Here is a 16,573-nt window from a genome sequence, read left to right on the forward strand (position 1 = left end):
GGTCAGGCGGCCTGCGCGGGCCCGCGCCCCCGCGCCGCCCTGACGATCAGCTCCGCTGACGATCACGGATGCTGCGTCGCACGCCATGACTCCACCGGGGTCCCGGTCGTGGCCGTCGCGCAGGCGGCGAGGTCCTGGAGGGTGCCGTGCTGGGGGCGGCCCGAGGCGGTGACCGTGACGGGGAGGGGGGTGGCGTCCGGGGAGAGGACGGACTCCGCCGTGGCCGCCGTGCAGACGATCTGGTCGACGGCGGCCGGGGGAAGCCGTCCCACGTCCGGGCCGAGGTCGACGGCGACGCCGTCCTCCGTGCGGTCCAGGCGGACGGAGCCGGGCGGCGGGAACACCAGCGTGATCAGGTCCAGCAGCTTGCCCTCCATCGGATCGGGGCCTTTGAAGAGCAGCTCCAGCGCCCCCTCCGCCCCCATCGGCACGCTCTCCCGGCGCTGGACGGTGGTCAGCGTGCCGTCCGTCGCACGGACGAAGTACAAGGTGACCACGGGGCGGACCCCGCTCCCTGGCTCCCCCGCCTCCACCACCCCCGTGGTGGGGATCCCGCACCCGGCGAGCCCGACGAGCGCGGCGAGCGCGGCCGCCACCGCGAGCCCCCGCCCACCCCGGCGCACCGGGCGGCGCACCCCGCCGAAGAGCCCGCTCATGAGTCGCGGCGCAGCGGCAGCGTCACCGTGAAGGTGGCGCCCGCGCCCGGCCGGTCCGCGGCGGTGATGGTGCCGCCGTGCAGGTGGACGTTCTCCGCGGTGATGGACAGGCCCAAGCCGCTGCCCTCCGTCCGGGTCCGTGAGGTGTCGGACTTGTAGAAGCGGTCGAAGACGTGCGGCAGCACGTCCGCCGGGATGCCGGGTCCGTGGTCGCCGACCTCGATGACGGCCTCGTGGTCGCCGCCGGGCCGTGCGCGCACGGTCATCGTGAGGGTGACGGGCGGTGCGCCGTGCCGCAGCGCGTTGCCCGCGAGGTTGGCGACGATGACGTCGAGCCGCCGCGGGTCCACGCGTCCGCGGGCGGTGTCGGGCGGCGGGAGGTCGGTCGTGACGGCGTCCTGCCAGCCGCGGGTGGCGAGGGTGCGGCGTACCGACTCGGCGAGGTCGACCTCGTCGAGGTGCAGGTCGGCGGCGCCGGCGTCGAAGCGGGAGATCTCCATGAGGTCGTCCACGAGCCGTACGAGTTTGACGGTCTCCTCGCTGATGAGCCGGACGGCGGTCGCGGTGTCGCCGTCGAGGCGGGCGGCGTCCTCGTCGAGGACGTCGGTGACGGCGGCCATCGCGGCGAGCGGGGTGCGCAGTTCGTGCGAGACGTCGGCGGCGAAGCGGCGGGCGCGGCCCTCCATGCGGCGCAGTTCCGCGACGGAGCCCTCCAGCGCGGCGGCGGTGTCGTTGAAGGTGTGGGAGAGGTCGGCGAGTTCGTCGGAGCCGTGGACGGCGAGCCGGGTCTCCAGGTGTCCTTCGGCGATCCGCCGGGTGGCGCGGCGCAGTTCGCGGACCGGCCGCAGCACCCCGCGGGCGGCGAGCAGCGCGAGCAGGACGGCGACGAGCAGCGCGGGCACGGTGGCGCGTTCGACGGCGGAGACCAGCGCCTCCACGTAGCCCTGTTCGTCGACCTGCGAGACGGTGAGGAAGACGGCGACGCCGGATGGCTGCCGGGCGGTGCCGGGCGGGCCGGGGGAGGCGAAGTCGACGGGGAGGCCGACGACGAGCGCGGGTCCGTGGTCGGTGGCGACCCGCTGGAAGACGGTCGCGGCCTTGGTCCGGACGGACTCGCGGATCTCCGGGGTGAGTTCGGGGAAGGTGTCGCCGGGTTCGGAGGTCGCGTCGATGCCGTCGTAGGTGGCCAGGACCCGCCAGTTCACGGTGCGCTGGGCGTGCGCGAGGTTCTCGGCGAAGGCGGCCAGCGCGTCCTTGTCGGGCGGGTAGGAGAGGGTCACGGCGAGGCTGTCGACGTCGTCGCGGAACTGCGTGATGACGGTGTCCTGGCCCTGCTGGAGCAGGCCGATGCGGGCGGCGCGGAAGGCGAGCCCGCCGGTGGTGAGCGTGGCGACGACGGCGACGAGCGCGAAGGCGACCAGCAGCCGCATCCGCAGGCCCCCGCGCGGCAGCCCGCCGCGCCTCGGCCCCGTGCGGCCGGCCGCCGTCACCGTGCTGCCCGCGCCCTCAGCGCCCACCGTGCTGCCCGTACCCACCGTGCTGCCCGCGCTGCCCGCACCCACCGGCGTGCCCGCCGTCACCGCGGTGTCTGCCGGGCGGCCGCGGGGACGCGGCGGAACTGGTAGCCGAAGCCGCGCACGGTCTGGATGCAGCGCTCCTCGGCGGGCTCGTCCAGCTTGGTGCGCAGCCGCTTCACGCAGGCGTCCACGAGCCGGGCGTCACCGTGGTAGCTGTGCTCCCAGACCGCTTCGAGCAGTTGCTGACGGCTGAAGACCTGGCCGGGGGAGGCGGACAGCAGGAGCAGCAGCCGCAGTTCGGAGGGCGCGAGCGGGACGGGCACGCCGTGCCGGGTGACGGTGAGGGCGGCGCGGTCGATGGTGAGGTCGCCGTGCCGTTCGGGGCGCGGCACCGGGCCGGTGCCGCCGGGGCCCGTGCCCGCGCCGGTGACGCGGCGCAGCACGGCGCGGATCCGGGCGTCCAGCACCCGCGCCTGCACCGGCTTGACCACGTAGTCGTCGGCGCCCGCCTCCAGCCCGACGACGATGTCGACGTCGTCGCCGCGCGCGGTGGCCATGATGATCGGCACCTGGTCGTCGGCGGCGCGGATCCGCCGGCAGACGTCGAGGCCGGGCATCCCGGGCAGCATGAGGTCGAGAACGACCACGTCGGGGCGCTGCGCCCGCAGGTGCGTGAGCCCTTCCTCGCCGGTGGGGACGGCGGCGACCTCGTGCCCCTGGCGCCGCAGCGCGAGCAGAAGCCCTTCGCGCACCGCGCGGTCGTCCTCGATCAGCAGCAGCCGTGCCATGCCCCTCAGTATCCGGACCTCTGGCCCCGGCATCCGTTTTTGTTACGGGACGATCACATAATCCGGGTCACACGGCGTGCCGCCCGGACGTGCCCCCCCCCGCGACCGCGCACGGCCTCACTTCAGGAACGTCGACCAGTCCGGCGACTCCGCCGGGTCCAGCGTGCGCAGCTTCGCCAGCACCGCCGGGTCCTGGGCGTCGAGCCAGTCGCTCAGCTCCTTGAAGGACACGCACTGCACGTCCTTGCGATGGCACACGTCCTTGACGACGTCCTCGACGGCCTGCATGTAGATGCCGCCGTTCCACGTCTCGAAGTGGTTGCCGATGAAGAGCGGGGCCCGGCTGCCGTTGTAGACGCGCTCGAAACCGTTGAGGTACGCCTGCCGCGACTCCTTCTCCCACGTGGGGAACTGGGCCGGGTCGCCCTGCGTGACGTCGCCGCCGGACTGGTTGTAGAGGAAGTTGAAGTCCATCGCGAGGATCTGCCGGTCCTTGCCCGGGTAGGGCATGAGCTGGAGCGGGAAGTCCCAGATCCCGTCCTTCTTCGTCGGCCACATCTGGAAGTCGCCGGGCGAACTCGCGTCGTAGCGCCAGCCGTTGGCCTTCGCGGCGGGCAGCAGGTTGGTCTGCCCCTCCAGACAGGGGGCGCGGCCGCCCGCCAGCTCCTTGGAGTAGTCGAAGGGCAGCGGCGGGATGTCGGTGAAGCCGGTGTTCGTCTTCCAGTGCTCCACGAAGGAGTAGGCCTGCGCGATCTCGCTCTCCCAGTCGGCGGTGCTCCATGTGCCGCCGCCGCCCGGGTCGGGGGCGCAGAAGTGGCCGTTGAAGTGGGTGCCGATCTCGTCGCCGTCCTGCCAGGCGAGCCGCAGTTGCTGCAGCGTCCAGCGGATGTGCTGGTCGGTGGGGAAGTCGATCGCGGAGTCGCCGCGGCCGTGCCGGGGCGGCTGGTAGAGGCTGCGCTTGTCCTTCGGGACGGTGTAGATGCCGCTGAGGAAGAACGTCATGTGCGCGTCGTTCTGTTCGGCGACCTCGCGGAAGCGGGAGAAGAGGTGGTCGTCGTTCTCCAGCGCGCCGTCCCACGAGAAGACCACGAACTGCGGTGGCTTCTCCCCGGGTTTGAGCTTGTGCGGGACGAGCTGGTGCGGCTGCGGGCCGGTGTCGGAGGTCGAACCGTCGCCGATCACCCGGGTCTTGCCGTCCCACGGCGACGGGCTGCTGCTCGGCGCCGTCGTCGCGGGGGTGCTCCCGGACGGTACGGCGGCGGCCCGCGCCTTGTGCGCGGCGCCGGCGCCCTTGCCCGTTCCGGCGCCGTCCGAACCGTCGTGCGTGAAGGCCACGGTGACGGCCCCCGCGGTGCCGAGCAGCCCCGTGCACACCAGGCCGCACACGGCGGCGGTACGGCGCCGCCCCCGCACCCCGGCCCGCCGGGCGAGCCTGCGCAGGGCCGGGAAGCGCTTCCTCGCGGTAGTCATGCGGCCACCGTCCGGCGGCCACATGACGGCCCCTGGCCCGATTCGTCACAGGACGGCAACGGGCCCCGCGCCGACGGGACGGACCGGGGCGTGGCGACGGGACGGACCGGGGCCCGGCGACCGACGGACCGGGGCGCGGTGAACGCGCCCTCCCCGTACGGCTGTTACACACCTGTCGCGAACCGGTCCCGGTCCGGTCCCGTTGCGCTTCCTACGGTGACGCCCGCCGCGGGCGTTCCGCGGCGTCCTCGGACGGGAGGCGGGCAGCGTGCGGAAAGCGACCGACGTCCTGCGGCGGCTGCGCGTCCCCCGCGTGCGGTGGAACGGCGTACGGAAGCCGGCACGCGCCCTGCGGGCGGCGCTGCGTGTGCTGCGCCCCCGCTACCCCCGTCCCGGACGCCGCGGGGTGCGGCGCTGGCTGCCCTCGCCGCGGCAGACCGTGCTGGCCTTCTGCTGGGCGCTGGCCCTGCTCGCCGGACTGATCGGCTACGGCTACGCGCACACGAAGATCCCCACCGACCTCAACGCCTTCGCGACCCAGCAGGACAACGTCTACTACTGGGCGGACGGCACCGAGATGGCCCGCGTCGGCCCGGTGGACCGGCAGTCGATGCCGCTCAGCCGGATCCCGAAGTCCCTCCAGTCGGCCGTCCTCGCCGCCGAGAACGCGTCCTTCTACACCGACTCCGGCATCTCGCTGCGCGGCATCACCCGCGCGGTGAAGGACATGGCGACCGGCGGCGAGGCGCAGGGCGGCTCGACGATCACCCAGCAGTACGTCAAGAACGTCTACCTCAGCCAGTCCCGCACGCTCTCCCGCAAGATCACCGAGATCTTCCTGGCGGTGAAGCTGGACCGCAAGCTCAGCAAGGACGAGATCCTCGACGGCTACCTCAACACCAGCTGGTTCGGGCGCGGCGCGTACGGGGTGCAGCGGGCGGCGAAGGCGTACTACGGCAAGGACGTCTCGCAGCTGACGGTGAGCGAGAGCGCGCTGCTGGCCGCGGTGCTCAAGGGCGCGGGCATGTTCGACCCGGCGCTGAGCCCCGCGAACCACAAGCGGGCGGTGGACCGCTGGTCGTGGGTGCTGGACCGGATGGTGCAGACCGGCCACCTGTCGCCCGCGGCGCGCAAGGCCATCACCGTCTTCCCCGAGCCGCAGGCCCCGCCCCGCCCCGCCGGGCTCGGCGGGCAGACCGGCTACCTGGTCGACACAGCCCGCGCGTACGTCTCCGCGCACAGCGGCATCTCGGACGCCGACTTCGACCGCGGCGGCTACCAGATCTGGACGACCTTCGAGAAGCCCCGCGTCACCGCCCTCGCGACCGCGGTCAAGGACCGGCTCGCGACCCTGCGCCCGGCGTCCCGCCCCGCCGACCGGGACGTACGGGTCGGCGCCGCGTCCGTCGCCGCCGACGGCCGGATCCTCGCGCTCTACGGCGGGCCCGACTACGTGACCCAGGGCTTCGACGACGCCAACATCGCGATCGTCCCCGTCGGCACGGTCTACGCCCCCTTCGTCTACGCGGCCGGGCTGCGCGACGGCGTCCAGCTCACCCGCGACGCCCCCCGCACCCCCGTCACGCCCGGCACCCTCTACGACGGCGACGACAAGGTGGCCGTCCGCACCCCGGAGGGCCCGTACTGGAGCCGGGACGGCAAGATCGTCCGGGTCGCGAACGACGGCGACCGCTCATGGGGCACGATCCCGCTGGGCAAGGCGGTCGCCGAGGGCGTCAACACCCCCGTCGTGCAGCTCGGCATGGACGTCGGCATCGACCGCGTCCGCCGCGCCTCCGTCGACGCGGGCCTGCTGCCCGAGAGCGGATTCGCCGAGCAGATCCCGCAGTTCTCGCTCGGCACCGCCACCCCGAGCCCGATCCGCGTCGCGGGCGCGTACGCCACCTTCGCCGCTCACGGCACCCACACCGACCCCTACTCCGTCCTGCGCGTCACCCGCGACGGCGACCCCGCCCCCCTGCACACCCCCGCCGTGACCCACCCCTTCACCCCCCAGGTCGCCGCCGACGTCGCCACCGCCCTCGACCGCGGCCCCGGCCGCACGGGCCTCGCGGGCACCGCCCCCGACAACACCTCCGCCTGGTACGCCGGCTGGACCCCCGGCGCCTCCACGGCCGTCGCCCTCTTCCGCATCAACCCCAAGACCCAGCAGACCGAACCCCTCACCGCCACGACGGGCACCCGCCCGCACGAACACACGGGCAGCACCTTCCCGACGTCGATCTGGTCGGCGTACGCGTCAGCGACGGGCTGAGCCAGTTCGTCGACAGGGCGCGCCTACTGCGGATGCCTCCTGCTGCCCACCAGCCCTGTTCTCGCCCCGCGCAGTGAGAGCGTCGACGGCTCGGCGGCCCTTCACAGGATCGGGGGGCGCCCCAGCCGTGTCATACGCCAGACGGTGCGCCACTTCATCGCCTTGCGCGGAGGGCACGACGTCCGTACGCCTTCGACGAAACCGCCCCACCACGCCTTCAGCCCGGCCACAGACCGGATCCGCGCCATGGTGAGCAGGATCCACACCCCGAGGTAGACCGGGATCAACGGCCAAGGAAGCCGCCGACGTGCCAGCCACACCCGGTTCCGCGCCGTGAAGCGGTAGTAGACCGCGTGCCGCGCCGGGGACGTCGCCGGGTGCTGAAGGACAAGCCCGGGTTCGTACAGGATCTTCCAGCCCTCATCGAGCGCGCGCCACGCCAGATCGGACTCCTCGTGCCCGAAGAAGAATTCCCCCGCCCACAGGCCGGTTTCCCTGAGCATCGGCATGGAGAAGGCGTGGCCACCGCCGAGGAACGCGGTCACCAGGCCACCACGCATCGGATCGTCGGCTCGCAACCGGGGCACCCACCTGCGCTCGGTGTGCCCGTGTTCGTCGGCCACCCGGAACCCGACGATGCCGAGCCGCGGGTCCGACGCGAACAGTTCCTGGATCCTTCGGAACACCCCCGCGTCGACGAGTAGACCGTCGTCGTCCAACTCGACGACCACGTCCACCTTGCCGGAGTCACGCAGCATCTCCAGCCCGACGTTGCGCCCTCCTGGGCAACCAAGGTTGTCCTCAAGCGGAACCTTGGTCACGTACTCCGCCACGTCCACGTCAGCGAGAGGCGTCGAGTTCCCGACCAGCATCACCCGCGCGGCCGGCACATCCTGCTTCTCCACCGAAGCGAGCAGAGCATCCAGCTCCCGCGGACGAGTGCCCATGGTCACGACGACAACTCCGATACGCGGCAACGACATAGCAGCGAACTCCAGGGGACGGCAAGGTGCCGATGCTAGCGCCACCCCGTAGGTCACCTCGCCACCTCGCACATCGTCTACCTGGGGGTAGTGGCCCGCGCCCGAGATGCGGCCGGGCTGCCGTCCGCGCCCGTCACCCGAGGCGTACGTCTCGGGCCGTCAGCCCGGGAGCCGCAGTCCGGCGATGACGGAGGTGCCGCGGGTGGGGCGGGGGCGGACGGTCCAGGTGGTGGCGAGGTGGTCGAGGAGGAGGCCGCGGCCGGTTTCGGCGTCGGGGGTGGGGTGGGCGAGGCGGGGCGTGCCGTTGCCGGGGTCGGAGACGGCGAGCCAGTAGTGGCCGTCGGCGGGCCACAGGACGAGTTCGACCAGCTCGTCCTCCTCGGGGCGGGCGCCGTGCCGGATCGCGTTGGTGAGCAGCTCGCTGGTGAGCAGGCCGAGGTCGTCCCCGAGGCGGGGCCGCAGGGCGTGCGGGAGGGTTTCGGCGACGACCCGGCGGGCGCGTACGACGGAGGCGGGGTGCGCGGGGAAGCGCCACAGGGAGGACACGAGGGGGATGTCGGGCATGGTGAACTCCATGGTGAGGGTGAGGTGTTCGGTCCCGCCGGTGGCATGCCGCCCTGGTCGCGGGCACACCCGTCCCAGGGCGGACGGGCACGCTCGCGCGGTGCGCTTCCGGCGTCGCGGTGCATAGCAAGTGCGGCTGGACTCACGAACACGCATCATCGCCACGCGCTGATGAGCCACTGCTGTGAGTAGCCACATTTCGAGTATGACACTGTGACTTCCGTCATGTAAACCCAACCATTGAACTTCAATAGAGCGCCGGTCGGCCGCGCCCCGTCGACGGCCGCATTTGCTCCGCGCTGAGACGGTCCCTGAAACTGGCCGGACACAAGGGAGGACCGGATGGACGCGTCAGCGCCGAGGCGGATGCAGATCGCCAGAGGCCTGGAAACGTTGCGGAAGCGCGCAAACCTGACTCAAAGCCAGGTGGCGGACCGCGCAGGCCTCTCCACAGGGACGGTGAGCCGGTACCTGGACTGGCGCACCACCGCCAAGCTGAAGGCCGTGACAGTGCGAGCGCTGGCCATGGCCTGCGACGGCACCCAGTCCGAGGTGGACACCCTCGCCCGACTCGCGGACGCCACGGCCGAAGGCTGGTGGGTAGGCAACGAAGCCGTGCCGGCGTGGCTGAACCCGCTCTTCAGCCTGGAGAGCGAGGCTGCCGGAGAGTCCGTGTTCGCTACCTCAGCCGTACCCGGCCTGCTCCAGACCCGCGCCTACGCCATGGCACAGCACCTCGCCGAGCAGGTGCGCGAGAACCCGGATGCCGTCGAACCGGCAGTCGACGCACGCATCACGCGGCAGTCGATCCTCGACCGCACCCCGCCTTTCCACCTGAGTGCCGTACTCGACGAAGCCGTCCTGCGCCGAGTCGTCGGCAACCGTGAGGTGATGGCCGGGCAGATGGACCACCTCCTCGACCTGGCGGCCCGCCCCACCGTCGACGTGCGGATCCTGCCCTTCACCGCCGGTGCCTACAGTGCGGTGAACGGTGCCTTCCTCATGCTGGGATTCGACGGCACCTCCGTGATCTACGTCGAGATGCCCGGCGGCGGCACCTACCTGGACCAGGCCGCCGACGTGGCCCGATATACCCTCGCCTGGGAGCACGTACGCGGCCAGGCGGCCGACGCCAAGACCACAACGACGATGTTGGAAGCGGCACGCAAGGAGTACCGACGATGAGTTCACCCCAGCGCCCGTCGCTCGCAGAGCTCGCAGCCGCGCCCTACCGCAAGTCCAGCTACAGCGGCGCGAACAACGAGTGCGTCGAGATCGCAACCCTGGACCAGTGGGTCGGCGTCAGGGATTCCAAGGACCCCGACGGCCCGAAGCTCTGCTTCACGGCCGCCAACTTCGCGATATTCCTGGCCGATCTCAGGACCGGACACCTCACGCGATGACGGCGCCAGCAGCCGCCGCTTGACGTGGACGGCGCGGCTGCCGAGGACGCGGCAGAGCGCCTGTTCGCCGGACGTGCCGGCAGCGGGTGTCCGGACATCCGCGTACGGACAAGGTGCCCTCAACCTCACTCGAACGTGAGCCGGGCAATCGCCTCGATGTCGATCCCGTACCGGCGGTAGACCTTGGTCGTGTTCTCGCTCGTCAGCTCGGTCAGCGGAAAGCCGAGTGCGCGCGCTGTCGCGTGGACGTGGTCGGCGCTGTTCCCCTCGATCTCCAGGTACGGGGGGATCAGCGGCCATTCGTCGATCTCGACGGCCGCGCCGTTCAGGGACCAGGAGGAGCGGCGGTTCTCCTGGTACGCCTTCGGCCGGTAACCGAGCTTGCCGAGAAGGGCGTTCATGACGTCGAAGTCGCCGACGGTCGTCTCCGTCTCGGCGACGCCGTCGATCGCGTCGGAGTGGATCTCCTTGACGCACAGCGTGATCTCGCTGCCGGTGTCGCGCAGCCGGACCCACGTACCGGACTGGCCGGGGATGTCGTAGACGTAGCGCCGCTGGAGGCGTTCGCACAGGTGCTCGGCCCCGGCGGCGGTCAGCAACGCGCGGAACTCCTCCGGCTCGACGTCGAGGACCTTCGCTTCGAACTCGGTAACGGTCATGGCGCGCTCCCCTCACGGCGGGGTTCGGGGCACGTAGGAACGAAGTGCCGAGAGGTCCAGTAGGCCGCCGCGCCGTCCACGAACAGCCGCACCACCGCCGAGCCGTGCACCCAGCGTACGGAGGCGACTGCGGGGCGTCCACGCGCCGCCGCGGGGTTGGCCCCGAGACGTAACAGGACTCGTTATGCCGGAGCCGGGGGAAGGTCCGCGAGGACGCGCTCCCGCGCGCGGAAGCCGAGGCTGATGAGGGTGATGCTCTCCCCGGCACCGAGCGGGGTCCGACCGTGCGGTGTGCGTGCGCCGTCGAAGACGACTCCGCAGCCCACACCGAGGTCGTACGCGAGGTAGCCGTCGGCGTTGATGAAGACCGTGGTACTGGCAGGGGCTGCCCCGGGACGGCGAGTGTGCCTGAGGCAGACGATCAGGTTGGCGTCGCCGAACCCGGCCTCATCCACGTGGAAGTCGAGGAACTGCCCTTCCGTGTAGCCGATGTAGACGCCGGTGTGCGGTTGCTCGACATCCAGGCCGGTGGACCGTGCCACCATCGCCGCCAGGTCGATCTGGGCGGTGAAGTTGTTCGCGGCCTCGCCGACGGCCGCGTTCCGCTTGCCGTTGTGCCGGTACCCGTCAGCGGAAAGGGCCTTCTCGGCTTCCGCCGCCATGGCGGCGACCAACTCGGCGGCAAACGGCTGGTCCCGCAGGTGCTGGGGCTGCACCCGCTGGTGCACGACAAGGCTCCGCACTGCCTCCTGGACGGACGAGGCCCCCTCGTGCCACCGCGCCGGGTCGCCAACGGCGGTGTGGGTCTGGAGCCACGTTGTCCATCGGCGGCTCCACCCACGCGTTGCCGTGACGGCCGACGCCGATACGGCGGCGTTGCCGATCATCGCATCGACCCGTTCGAGCGCGGCTTGCGTGGATTCGATCAGTTCGGCGTTCCCCTTGGCGATCCGGAGCCGGAGCGCCTCTTCCAGGTGCACGTGGGCACCGGTGAGGTCGCCGTGCTCCATGAGGTGCTTGCCGAAGTGCTGGAGCGCGAAGTCGACGAGTTCCGGGCACCTGCTCCGCGCGGTGTGCAGGGCGCTGCGGTAGAACGTCTCTGCGGCCCCGGCGTCGTTGGCGTAGCGGTGGGCATCGCCGAGGTTGAGCTGGGTGGCGACGACGGCCCGGATGTTCCCGCTGGTGGTGGCCAGTCCGAGCGACTGGCGGAGGAACGCGCGGGCCTCGCGGTAATCCCCCAGGCTCATTTGCGCGATGCCGATCCACCGGGTCAGGACACGGATGCGGTCGGGGTCGGGCCCGGTGGACAGCTCCTCGCGGAGCTGGTCCACCGCAGCGGTCAACTCGGCCCGGTCGGTGGGGACCATGCGCAGGTCGGCGTCTTGTGTGATGAGGTGCTGGAGCACGGGACCTTCCCTCACTCGGTTCGGCTCAGCGTGGTGCTACAGCTCGTCGATCTGCCGGCGCAGGCCGGTCAGCAGTTCCACTCCGTGCCGGGTGAAGTGCTCGCCCAGGGTATCGAGTTCACGCGTCAGGTAGCGGGCAGCCGACAGCCCCTCGTCGTAGGCGCTCTGAAAGCTCGCACGCTCGTTGGCGGTCAGATCGTCGCGGTCCAGTTCGGACCGGCGGAATTGCAGCAACTGGCCGTAGACGCAGGTCGCGTGGAAGGCACGATCGATCTCCCAGAACTGGTTGCGGGCAATCCCCTGACCGGCCCGCCAAGCGATCTGGATCTTCGGGGAAGCTTCGGACGAGTACCCGTCGGCGAAGACTTGGTGCTGGTGGATGTGCAGCGCGACCGACTGGTGCGTTCCCTCGTGCAGCAGGTTCTCCGCGAGGAATCGGGGAGACGGATCCGTGCTGACCGTGTTCGGAGGGATGTGGTGCCGGGCCTTGTCGGAGAACATGATGACGTACGGGAGCGCCGGGTCGCTGGAGCTGGTCAGCGACGAGGCGTGAACACCGGGCCTGAGGCCCACCCACAGCATGCCGCGAACAAATTCACGCATGCGGCCGAAGCCCTTGGGGTGAACCACCGACAGGCGGACCAGAGCGGCCGTCAGCTCTGCTCGCCGCTCGTCGGTGTGCTCCATGATTCGGTAGTCCGCCAGGTTCACTTCGTCGGCGATCTCGCGGGGCAGCTCGGCGTCGTACCAGTCGAAGGTCGCCCCGGCTGCCGTCAGACGCTCGCTGCGCAGAGCGCGGGCGTGCTCCGCGTACGAGGTGTCCGAGCGCAGGATGCGGCCCATCAGTGCGAACGGGAGGGCCTGCGCGGCCCCCGCCTCGCGGAGCTGAGCCAATTCCGGGTCACTGCGGGTGAGGTCGAAGAAGGAGCCGGGCGGTACGCGGGTAGCGATCGTGGTCGACACGGTGGACTCTCCTCGGGCGGAACGAGCGGATGGCGGATCGAGAGGGGATCGGGCCGGCTCGGCTGGTCACGCCGAGCCGACCCGCCATGCCGTCACCAGACGGCGTCACTGCGGGGCCGGATCAGCTCTCGGCTCCCGTGGGCGCGAAGTCGCCGTCCGGGACCATGTGGTCCAGGGCCCGGGTGAGGCCGGTGACCGTCGGCGCGAAGTCGCCGTCCGGGACGGAGTGGTCCAGCCGCCGCGTCAGGGCGGTGATCTCCGGGGCCTGCTCGATGTCGCTGCTCATGTGCTTCTCCCCTCAGGTTGGCTCTGCTCGTCCGGAGATGGGCGGGCAGTCTCCTCGGTCTGGGCCGGCCGTCGTGCAGGTGTGTCGTTGCGCCGGGGTGAGTGGCGGCCCAGGCGTGCGGGTGGAAGCCAGCGTGGCTCACGCCCAGTCAGCCGGGAATGAACGGGCGTTGCACCTTCGTGGCACTTCCGTGGTCCCTCGGTCGCCGTCCGTGATTTCCTGTCGGCAGGAAGGGGGCGCCCCGTGGCAACCGTGAGGCGATGGACCGGCCGCGAGGCGGGCTTACTCCGGCAGGCACTGCGCATGAGCGTGCGCGTCTATGCGGCACACCTCGGCGTCGGGGTCCGGACCGTCTCCAAGTGGGAGAAATTCGGAGCGGCCACCTGTCCCTGGCCTGACACCCAGGCCATCCTCGACGAGGCTCTCGCCCGTTCGGATACCACCGCCCAGGCCCGCTTCGAAGAACTTCTCACGGAGGGCTCACCGCCGCGCCGATCGAGCGGTACGTCCTCCCTCGCCATCGCCGACCACGAGACGTGGACGGAGGATCTGGAGCGGATTGCGATCTGCCTGGACCGTCAGGACTTCGCTTTCGCCGCCACCTTGCTGAAGCGCCGGCTCAGTCACGCCCAGCCCCGCGCCCTCGACGATCAAGGTCTGTACCTGTATGGGCGTTCATTGGTCCTGTCCGGGGACCTGCGCCGCCTCCAGGGCACCTTCCAGGACTTGCTGACCGCGAAGAGGCTTTATCACGACGCACATGACGTGTTCACCGAACTCGGCATCCCCCGCCGAGCCGCACAGGTCGAACTCTCTCTCACCGTGGTCACCGAAATGGCCGGACGCCTCACCCTGGCCGCCACCCGCTACCAGCAGCTCACCACCGACGAGAGACTCGGCTCGGCCGACCGCGCCCGCGCCCTCCTGTGGGTCGGCACCGCCCTGGCCAAGGACGGCCGCAACGAGTTCGCCATTCACGTCATGGGGCGAGCAGCCCGGTGGTTCGAGGAACTCGACGAACCGGAGGACTGGGCGGCCGCCCAGCAGAAGCTCGCGCTGGCCCACCGGGGCACCGGCGATCTCACCCGGGCTCTGGCCTACATCGACACCGCCCGCCGCAACGGCCGCTTCGACACCCCGCTCCAGCGTGTGCAGATGGAAACCGCACACGGCCACATCCTGCTCACCGACCCGACCTCGCACAGCGCGGGACATGCCGTACTCGACCGCGCTTCGGATGTGGCCGTCCGGTACGGCCTCGGACACCAACTGAGCAGCATCACGAGGATCCGCGAGAGCGAGGAGTACACGTAGTGGGCCATAATCCGATCAACGACGCGGACCGGGCTGACGCCCGTACCCTCTGGGACTTCCACCAGATGGGCCACGAGCCGCGGACCTGCTCCGCCGCGATCGCGCTCGGCAGCCTCGATCTCGGGGTTGCTGCTGCCGCCGCCGAGCTGTACCACGCAGGCATGTTCCCGGTCGTGGTCTTCACCGGCGACACCAGTGACGCGACCAGGGAGCGGTTCCCGCGGGGCGAGGCCGTCCACTACCGCGAGCACGCGCTGTCGCTCGGGGTACCGGACGCGGCGATTCTGCTGGAGCCGAAGGCCACCAACACCGGGCAGAACATCGCCTACTCCCGGGAGGCGCTGGAGAACGCGGGCGTCCCGGTGACCACCGTGCTGCTGATCTCCATGCCCTACATGCAGCGCCGCGCCTACGCGACCTGCCGCAAGCTGTGGCCCGGCGTGGAGCCGGTGTGCGTCTCCCAGCCGTTGCCGTTCGAGGAGTACGCCGCGACGCACGACGACGAGAAGCAGCTCATCGACATGCTCATGGGCGACATGGAGCGGGTGATGGAGTACCCGAGGCGCGGCTTCTCCGTCGAGCAGCATGTCCCGGAAGACGTTCGTGAGGCCTTCGAACGGCTCCGCGCCCGCGGCTACGACACCTGGCTCCTCCCCGCCTGAGAGCACGCCGCACCGGCATGCCCACGACGCAGCCCACGCGCTTCTGCGCGATCCATCAGCCCAACCTTCTGCCGCGTCTTTCCACGATGGCGAAGCTGTACGTGTCCGACGTCTGGGTGGTCCTTGACGATGTCCAGTTCGTCCGCCGCGACTACCAGCACAGGGCCCGCCTCGCCGCCCTCCGCGACCCGCGGCAACAGCAGTGGCTGTCTCTGGAAACCCATCTCCCGCACGGCCGTGCGACGTTGATTCGCGATGCCCAACTCGCCGACCGGCGACGCGCTGCGCTTCGGCTGGGCTCCTTGCCGTCCCAGAGCTATCGCACCAGCCGCCACTGGCGGGAGTTGGACGCCGCGCTCGAACTGGTCGTCCACACCGTCGCCGGGACCGGCCGCACAGCAGCCGTTGCCGAGGCCACAACACGGGTCCTCCTGGACGTCATGGGCTGGCGCGGCACCATCGTGCGCAGCAGCGACCTCGCTGCTTCCCCGGAACGCTCGCTGCGTCTGGCCGACCTCACGACAGCCGTCAGCGCCGACACCTACCTCTGCGGCACCGGTGGCCTGCGCTACCTCGATCACCGCCCCTTCGCCGATCGCCGGCTCCACGTCCATCCCTTCCAGCCACCCGTAACGGCTGGGGGCCTGTGGACCGGGGCGGCGAAGGTCTCTGCGCTGTGGGCCCTCGCCGCGTACGGGCCTTCTGCCGTGAGAGTCGCGTTCGACGAGCTGCGCACGGCCGTTGTCACATCGCGGCAGAGCGGTTCCGCCGACGCGGCTGAGGCGGGCTGAGGGCCCTGCCGCCGGGAGGTCACCGCTGCCGGGGCGGGTCCGTGTAGGTGGCCTTCGCGCGGAGGGCCGCGGCTGTTTCGCGGATCCAGGGGAGGTCGTCGTAGAGGGCCTGGCCGGGGCAGTCGGTTTCGTAGACGTCGCGGTGGCCGGAGATCACGTTGACGGAGACGGACGTGCCCTTCGCGAAGCGGCTGCCGCCGTTGGAGGAGACCAGGCGGACGTGGCCGAGCGGGGTCTCGGCGGGGTCGAGTTTCCAGGCGGCTATCTCGGCGATGGACCGGAGCATCGCCTGGGGGACCTGCTTGCCGGGGCCGAAGTTGCCGAGGGCGGCTATGCCGATGGTGTCCGCGTTGAAGCCCTCGGTGTGGGCGCCGCGCACGTCCCGGTCGATGCTGCCGGTGCGCCCCTCGTAGATGCCGCCGCAGCGGTCCACGACGAAGTTGTAGCCGAGGTCGTCCCAGCCCGCCGCGATGTGCTGCTGTTCGAGGACGAGCAGCATGCCGGGGACGTCCTTGACGCAGTCGTAGTCGTTGGGGTTGTCCGTGTGGTGGATGAAGACGGCCTTGACGTCGTGGTCGTAGATCAGGCCCGGACGGACGGCCGCCTGGTCGGCGTGCCAGGCGGCACGGCCGATGACGACGGGGCGCAGGGCGGCGGGGTGGAGCACGGCATGGGGGTGCCTCGGCTCCTGCACCGGACGATCCGGTACCGAGCAGGCCCCCAGAAACGCCAGCGCCATGATCACCGGCACCGACGTGGTCCTGTTCGACCGCATGCCGTCCAGCCTCGGGCCTCGGCGGGCCCGCGGCAGCCGGTGTGGGCCGGTCGGGTGAGCG

17 protein-coding genes are annotated in these 16,573 nt (G+C 71.2%); 6 read left to right on the forward strand and 11 right to left on the reverse strand.

The features are described 5' to 3' along the window. Nucleotides 1-62: 62 nt before the first annotated feature. The 4 genes from ACWERV_RS03115 to ACWERV_RS03130 all read right to left on the reverse strand — a co-directional run bounded on the left by ACWERV_RS03115 (nucleotide 63) and on the right by ACWERV_RS03130 (nucleotide 4,431). Nucleotides 63-656, reverse strand: a complete 594-nt coding sequence (locus ACWERV_RS03115) for a hypothetical protein (RefSeq protein WP_452927982.1) — start codon at nucleotides 654-656, stop codon at nucleotides 63-65. Then, the gene (locus tag ACWERV_RS03120) at nucleotides 653-2,086 is read right to left on the reverse strand and encodes a sensor histidine kinase (protein ID WP_452928079.1); all 1,434 of its coding nucleotides are present in this window, start codon (nucleotides 2,084-2,086) and stop codon (nucleotides 653-655) included. The genes ACWERV_RS03115 and ACWERV_RS03120 overlap by 4 nt, the downstream gene beginning before the upstream one ends. A gap of 146 nt (nucleotides 2,087-2,232) precedes the next feature. After that, on the reverse strand, nucleotides 2,233-2,961 hold the full coding sequence (locus ACWERV_RS03125; protein ID WP_398174617.1) for a response regulator: 729 nt from the start codon (nucleotides 2,959-2,961) through the stop codon (nucleotides 2,233-2,235). Nucleotides 2,962-3,078: 117 nt separating this feature from the next. Continuing rightward, nucleotides 3,079-4,431 (reverse strand): hypothetical protein, encoded by a 1,353-nt coding sequence (locus tag ACWERV_RS03130; protein ID WP_452927984.1) that lies wholly within the window; start codon nucleotides 4,429-4,431, stop codon nucleotides 3,079-3,081. A gap of 268 nt (nucleotides 4,432-4,699) precedes the next feature. On the opposite strand from ACWERV_RS03130, the gene ACWERV_RS03135 reads away from it, so the two are divergent. Continuing rightward, the gene (locus ACWERV_RS03135; RefSeq protein WP_452927987.1) at nucleotides 4,700-6,706 is read left to right on the forward strand and encodes a transglycosylase domain-containing protein; all 2,007 of its coding nucleotides are present in this window, start codon (nucleotides 4,700-4,702) and stop codon (nucleotides 6,704-6,706) included. 101 nt (nucleotides 6,707-6,807) lie between these two features. Here ACWERV_RS03135 and ACWERV_RS03140 read toward each other — a convergent pair whose 3' ends face one another. Further along, entirely contained in the window at nucleotides 6,808-7,689 is an 882-nt protein-coding gene (locus ACWERV_RS03140) for a glycosyltransferase family 2 protein (protein ID WP_452927990.1), read from the reverse strand. 159 nt (nucleotides 7,690-7,848) lie between these two features. Beyond that, nucleotides 7,849-8,253 carry an ATP-binding protein gene (locus ACWERV_RS03145; protein WP_452927993.1) on the reverse strand — a complete coding sequence of 135 codons (405 nt, stop codon included), beginning with the start codon at nucleotides 8,251-8,253 and terminating at the stop codon, nucleotides 7,849-7,851. 342 nt (nucleotides 8,254-8,595) lie between these two features. On the opposite strand from ACWERV_RS03145, the gene ACWERV_RS03150 reads away from it, so the two are divergent. Both ACWERV_RS03150 and ACWERV_RS03155 read left to right on the forward strand, forming a co-directional pair. Continuing rightward, the gene (locus tag ACWERV_RS03150) at nucleotides 8,596-9,438 is read left to right on the forward strand and encodes a helix-turn-helix domain-containing protein (RefSeq protein ID WP_452927995.1); all 843 of its coding nucleotides are present in this window, start codon (nucleotides 8,596-8,598) and stop codon (nucleotides 9,436-9,438) included. Beyond that, the gene (locus tag ACWERV_RS03155; protein WP_452927998.1) at nucleotides 9,435-9,656 is read left to right on the forward strand and encodes a DUF397 domain-containing protein; all 222 of its coding nucleotides are present in this window, start codon (nucleotides 9,435-9,437) and stop codon (nucleotides 9,654-9,656) included. Before ACWERV_RS03150 ends, ACWERV_RS03155 begins: the two co-directional genes overlap by 4 nt. 125 nt (nucleotides 9,657-9,781) lie before the next feature. On the opposite strand, the gene ACWERV_RS03160 is transcribed toward ACWERV_RS03155, so the two are convergent. The 4 genes from ACWERV_RS03160 to ACWERV_RS03175 form a co-directional block, all read right to left on the reverse strand. After that, nucleotides 9,782-10,315, reverse strand: coding sequence for a class IV adenylate cyclase (locus tag ACWERV_RS03160; RefSeq protein WP_452928000.1), 534 nt, complete (start codon nucleotides 10,313-10,315; stop codon nucleotides 9,782-9,784). A 182-nt stretch (nucleotides 10,316-10,497) separates the two neighbouring features. After that, nucleotides 10,498-11,721 carry a tetratricopeptide repeat protein gene (locus ACWERV_RS03165; protein ID WP_452928003.1) on the reverse strand — a complete coding sequence of 408 codons (1,224 nt, stop codon included), beginning with the start codon at nucleotides 11,719-11,721 and terminating at the stop codon, nucleotides 10,498-10,500. Nucleotides 11,722-11,757: 36 nt separating this feature from the next. Next, nucleotides 11,758-12,684 carry a hypothetical protein gene (locus ACWERV_RS03170; RefSeq protein ID WP_452928005.1) on the reverse strand — a complete coding sequence of 309 codons (927 nt, stop codon included), beginning with the start codon at nucleotides 12,682-12,684 and terminating at the stop codon, nucleotides 11,758-11,760. A gap of 121 nt (nucleotides 12,685-12,805) precedes the next feature. Further along, nucleotides 12,806-12,970, reverse strand: a complete 165-nt coding sequence (locus tag ACWERV_RS03175) for a hypothetical protein (protein WP_452928008.1) — start codon at nucleotides 12,968-12,970, stop codon at nucleotides 12,806-12,808. Between the two features lie 303 nt (nucleotides 12,971-13,273). Here ACWERV_RS03175 and ACWERV_RS03180 point away from each other — a divergent pair, with 303 nt between their 5' ends. Genes ACWERV_RS03180 through ACWERV_RS03190 form a run of 3 tightly spaced genes read left to right on the forward strand, consistent with a single transcriptional unit; the run spans nucleotide 13,274 to nucleotide 15,737 of the window. After that, a complete protein-coding gene (locus ACWERV_RS03180) occupies nucleotides 13,274-14,284 on the forward strand; it encodes a hypothetical protein (protein WP_452928011.1) in 1,011 nt (336 codons plus the stop codon). Beyond that, entirely contained in the window at nucleotides 14,284-14,946 is a 663-nt protein-coding gene (locus ACWERV_RS03185) for a YdcF family protein (protein WP_452928013.1), read from the forward strand. Before ACWERV_RS03180 ends, ACWERV_RS03185 begins: the two co-directional genes overlap by 1 nt. 17 nt (nucleotides 14,947-14,963) lie before the next feature. Then, entirely contained in the window at nucleotides 14,964-15,737 is a 774-nt protein-coding gene (locus ACWERV_RS03190; RefSeq protein ID WP_452928016.1) for a WbqC family protein, read from the forward strand. Between the two features lie 19 nt (nucleotides 15,738-15,756). Here the strand turns inward: ACWERV_RS03190 and ACWERV_RS03195 are convergent, their stop codons facing one another. Continuing rightward, nucleotides 15,757-16,512: an N-acetylmuramoyl-L-alanine amidase gene (locus tag ACWERV_RS03195; RefSeq protein WP_452928018.1), complete on the reverse strand. Its 756-nt coding sequence runs from the start codon at nucleotides 16,510-16,512 to the stop codon at nucleotides 15,757-15,759. Between the last annotated feature and the right edge of the window lie 61 nt (nucleotides 16,513-16,573).

It is taken from the genome of Streptomyces sp. NPDC004031 (genome assembly GCF_053604375.1).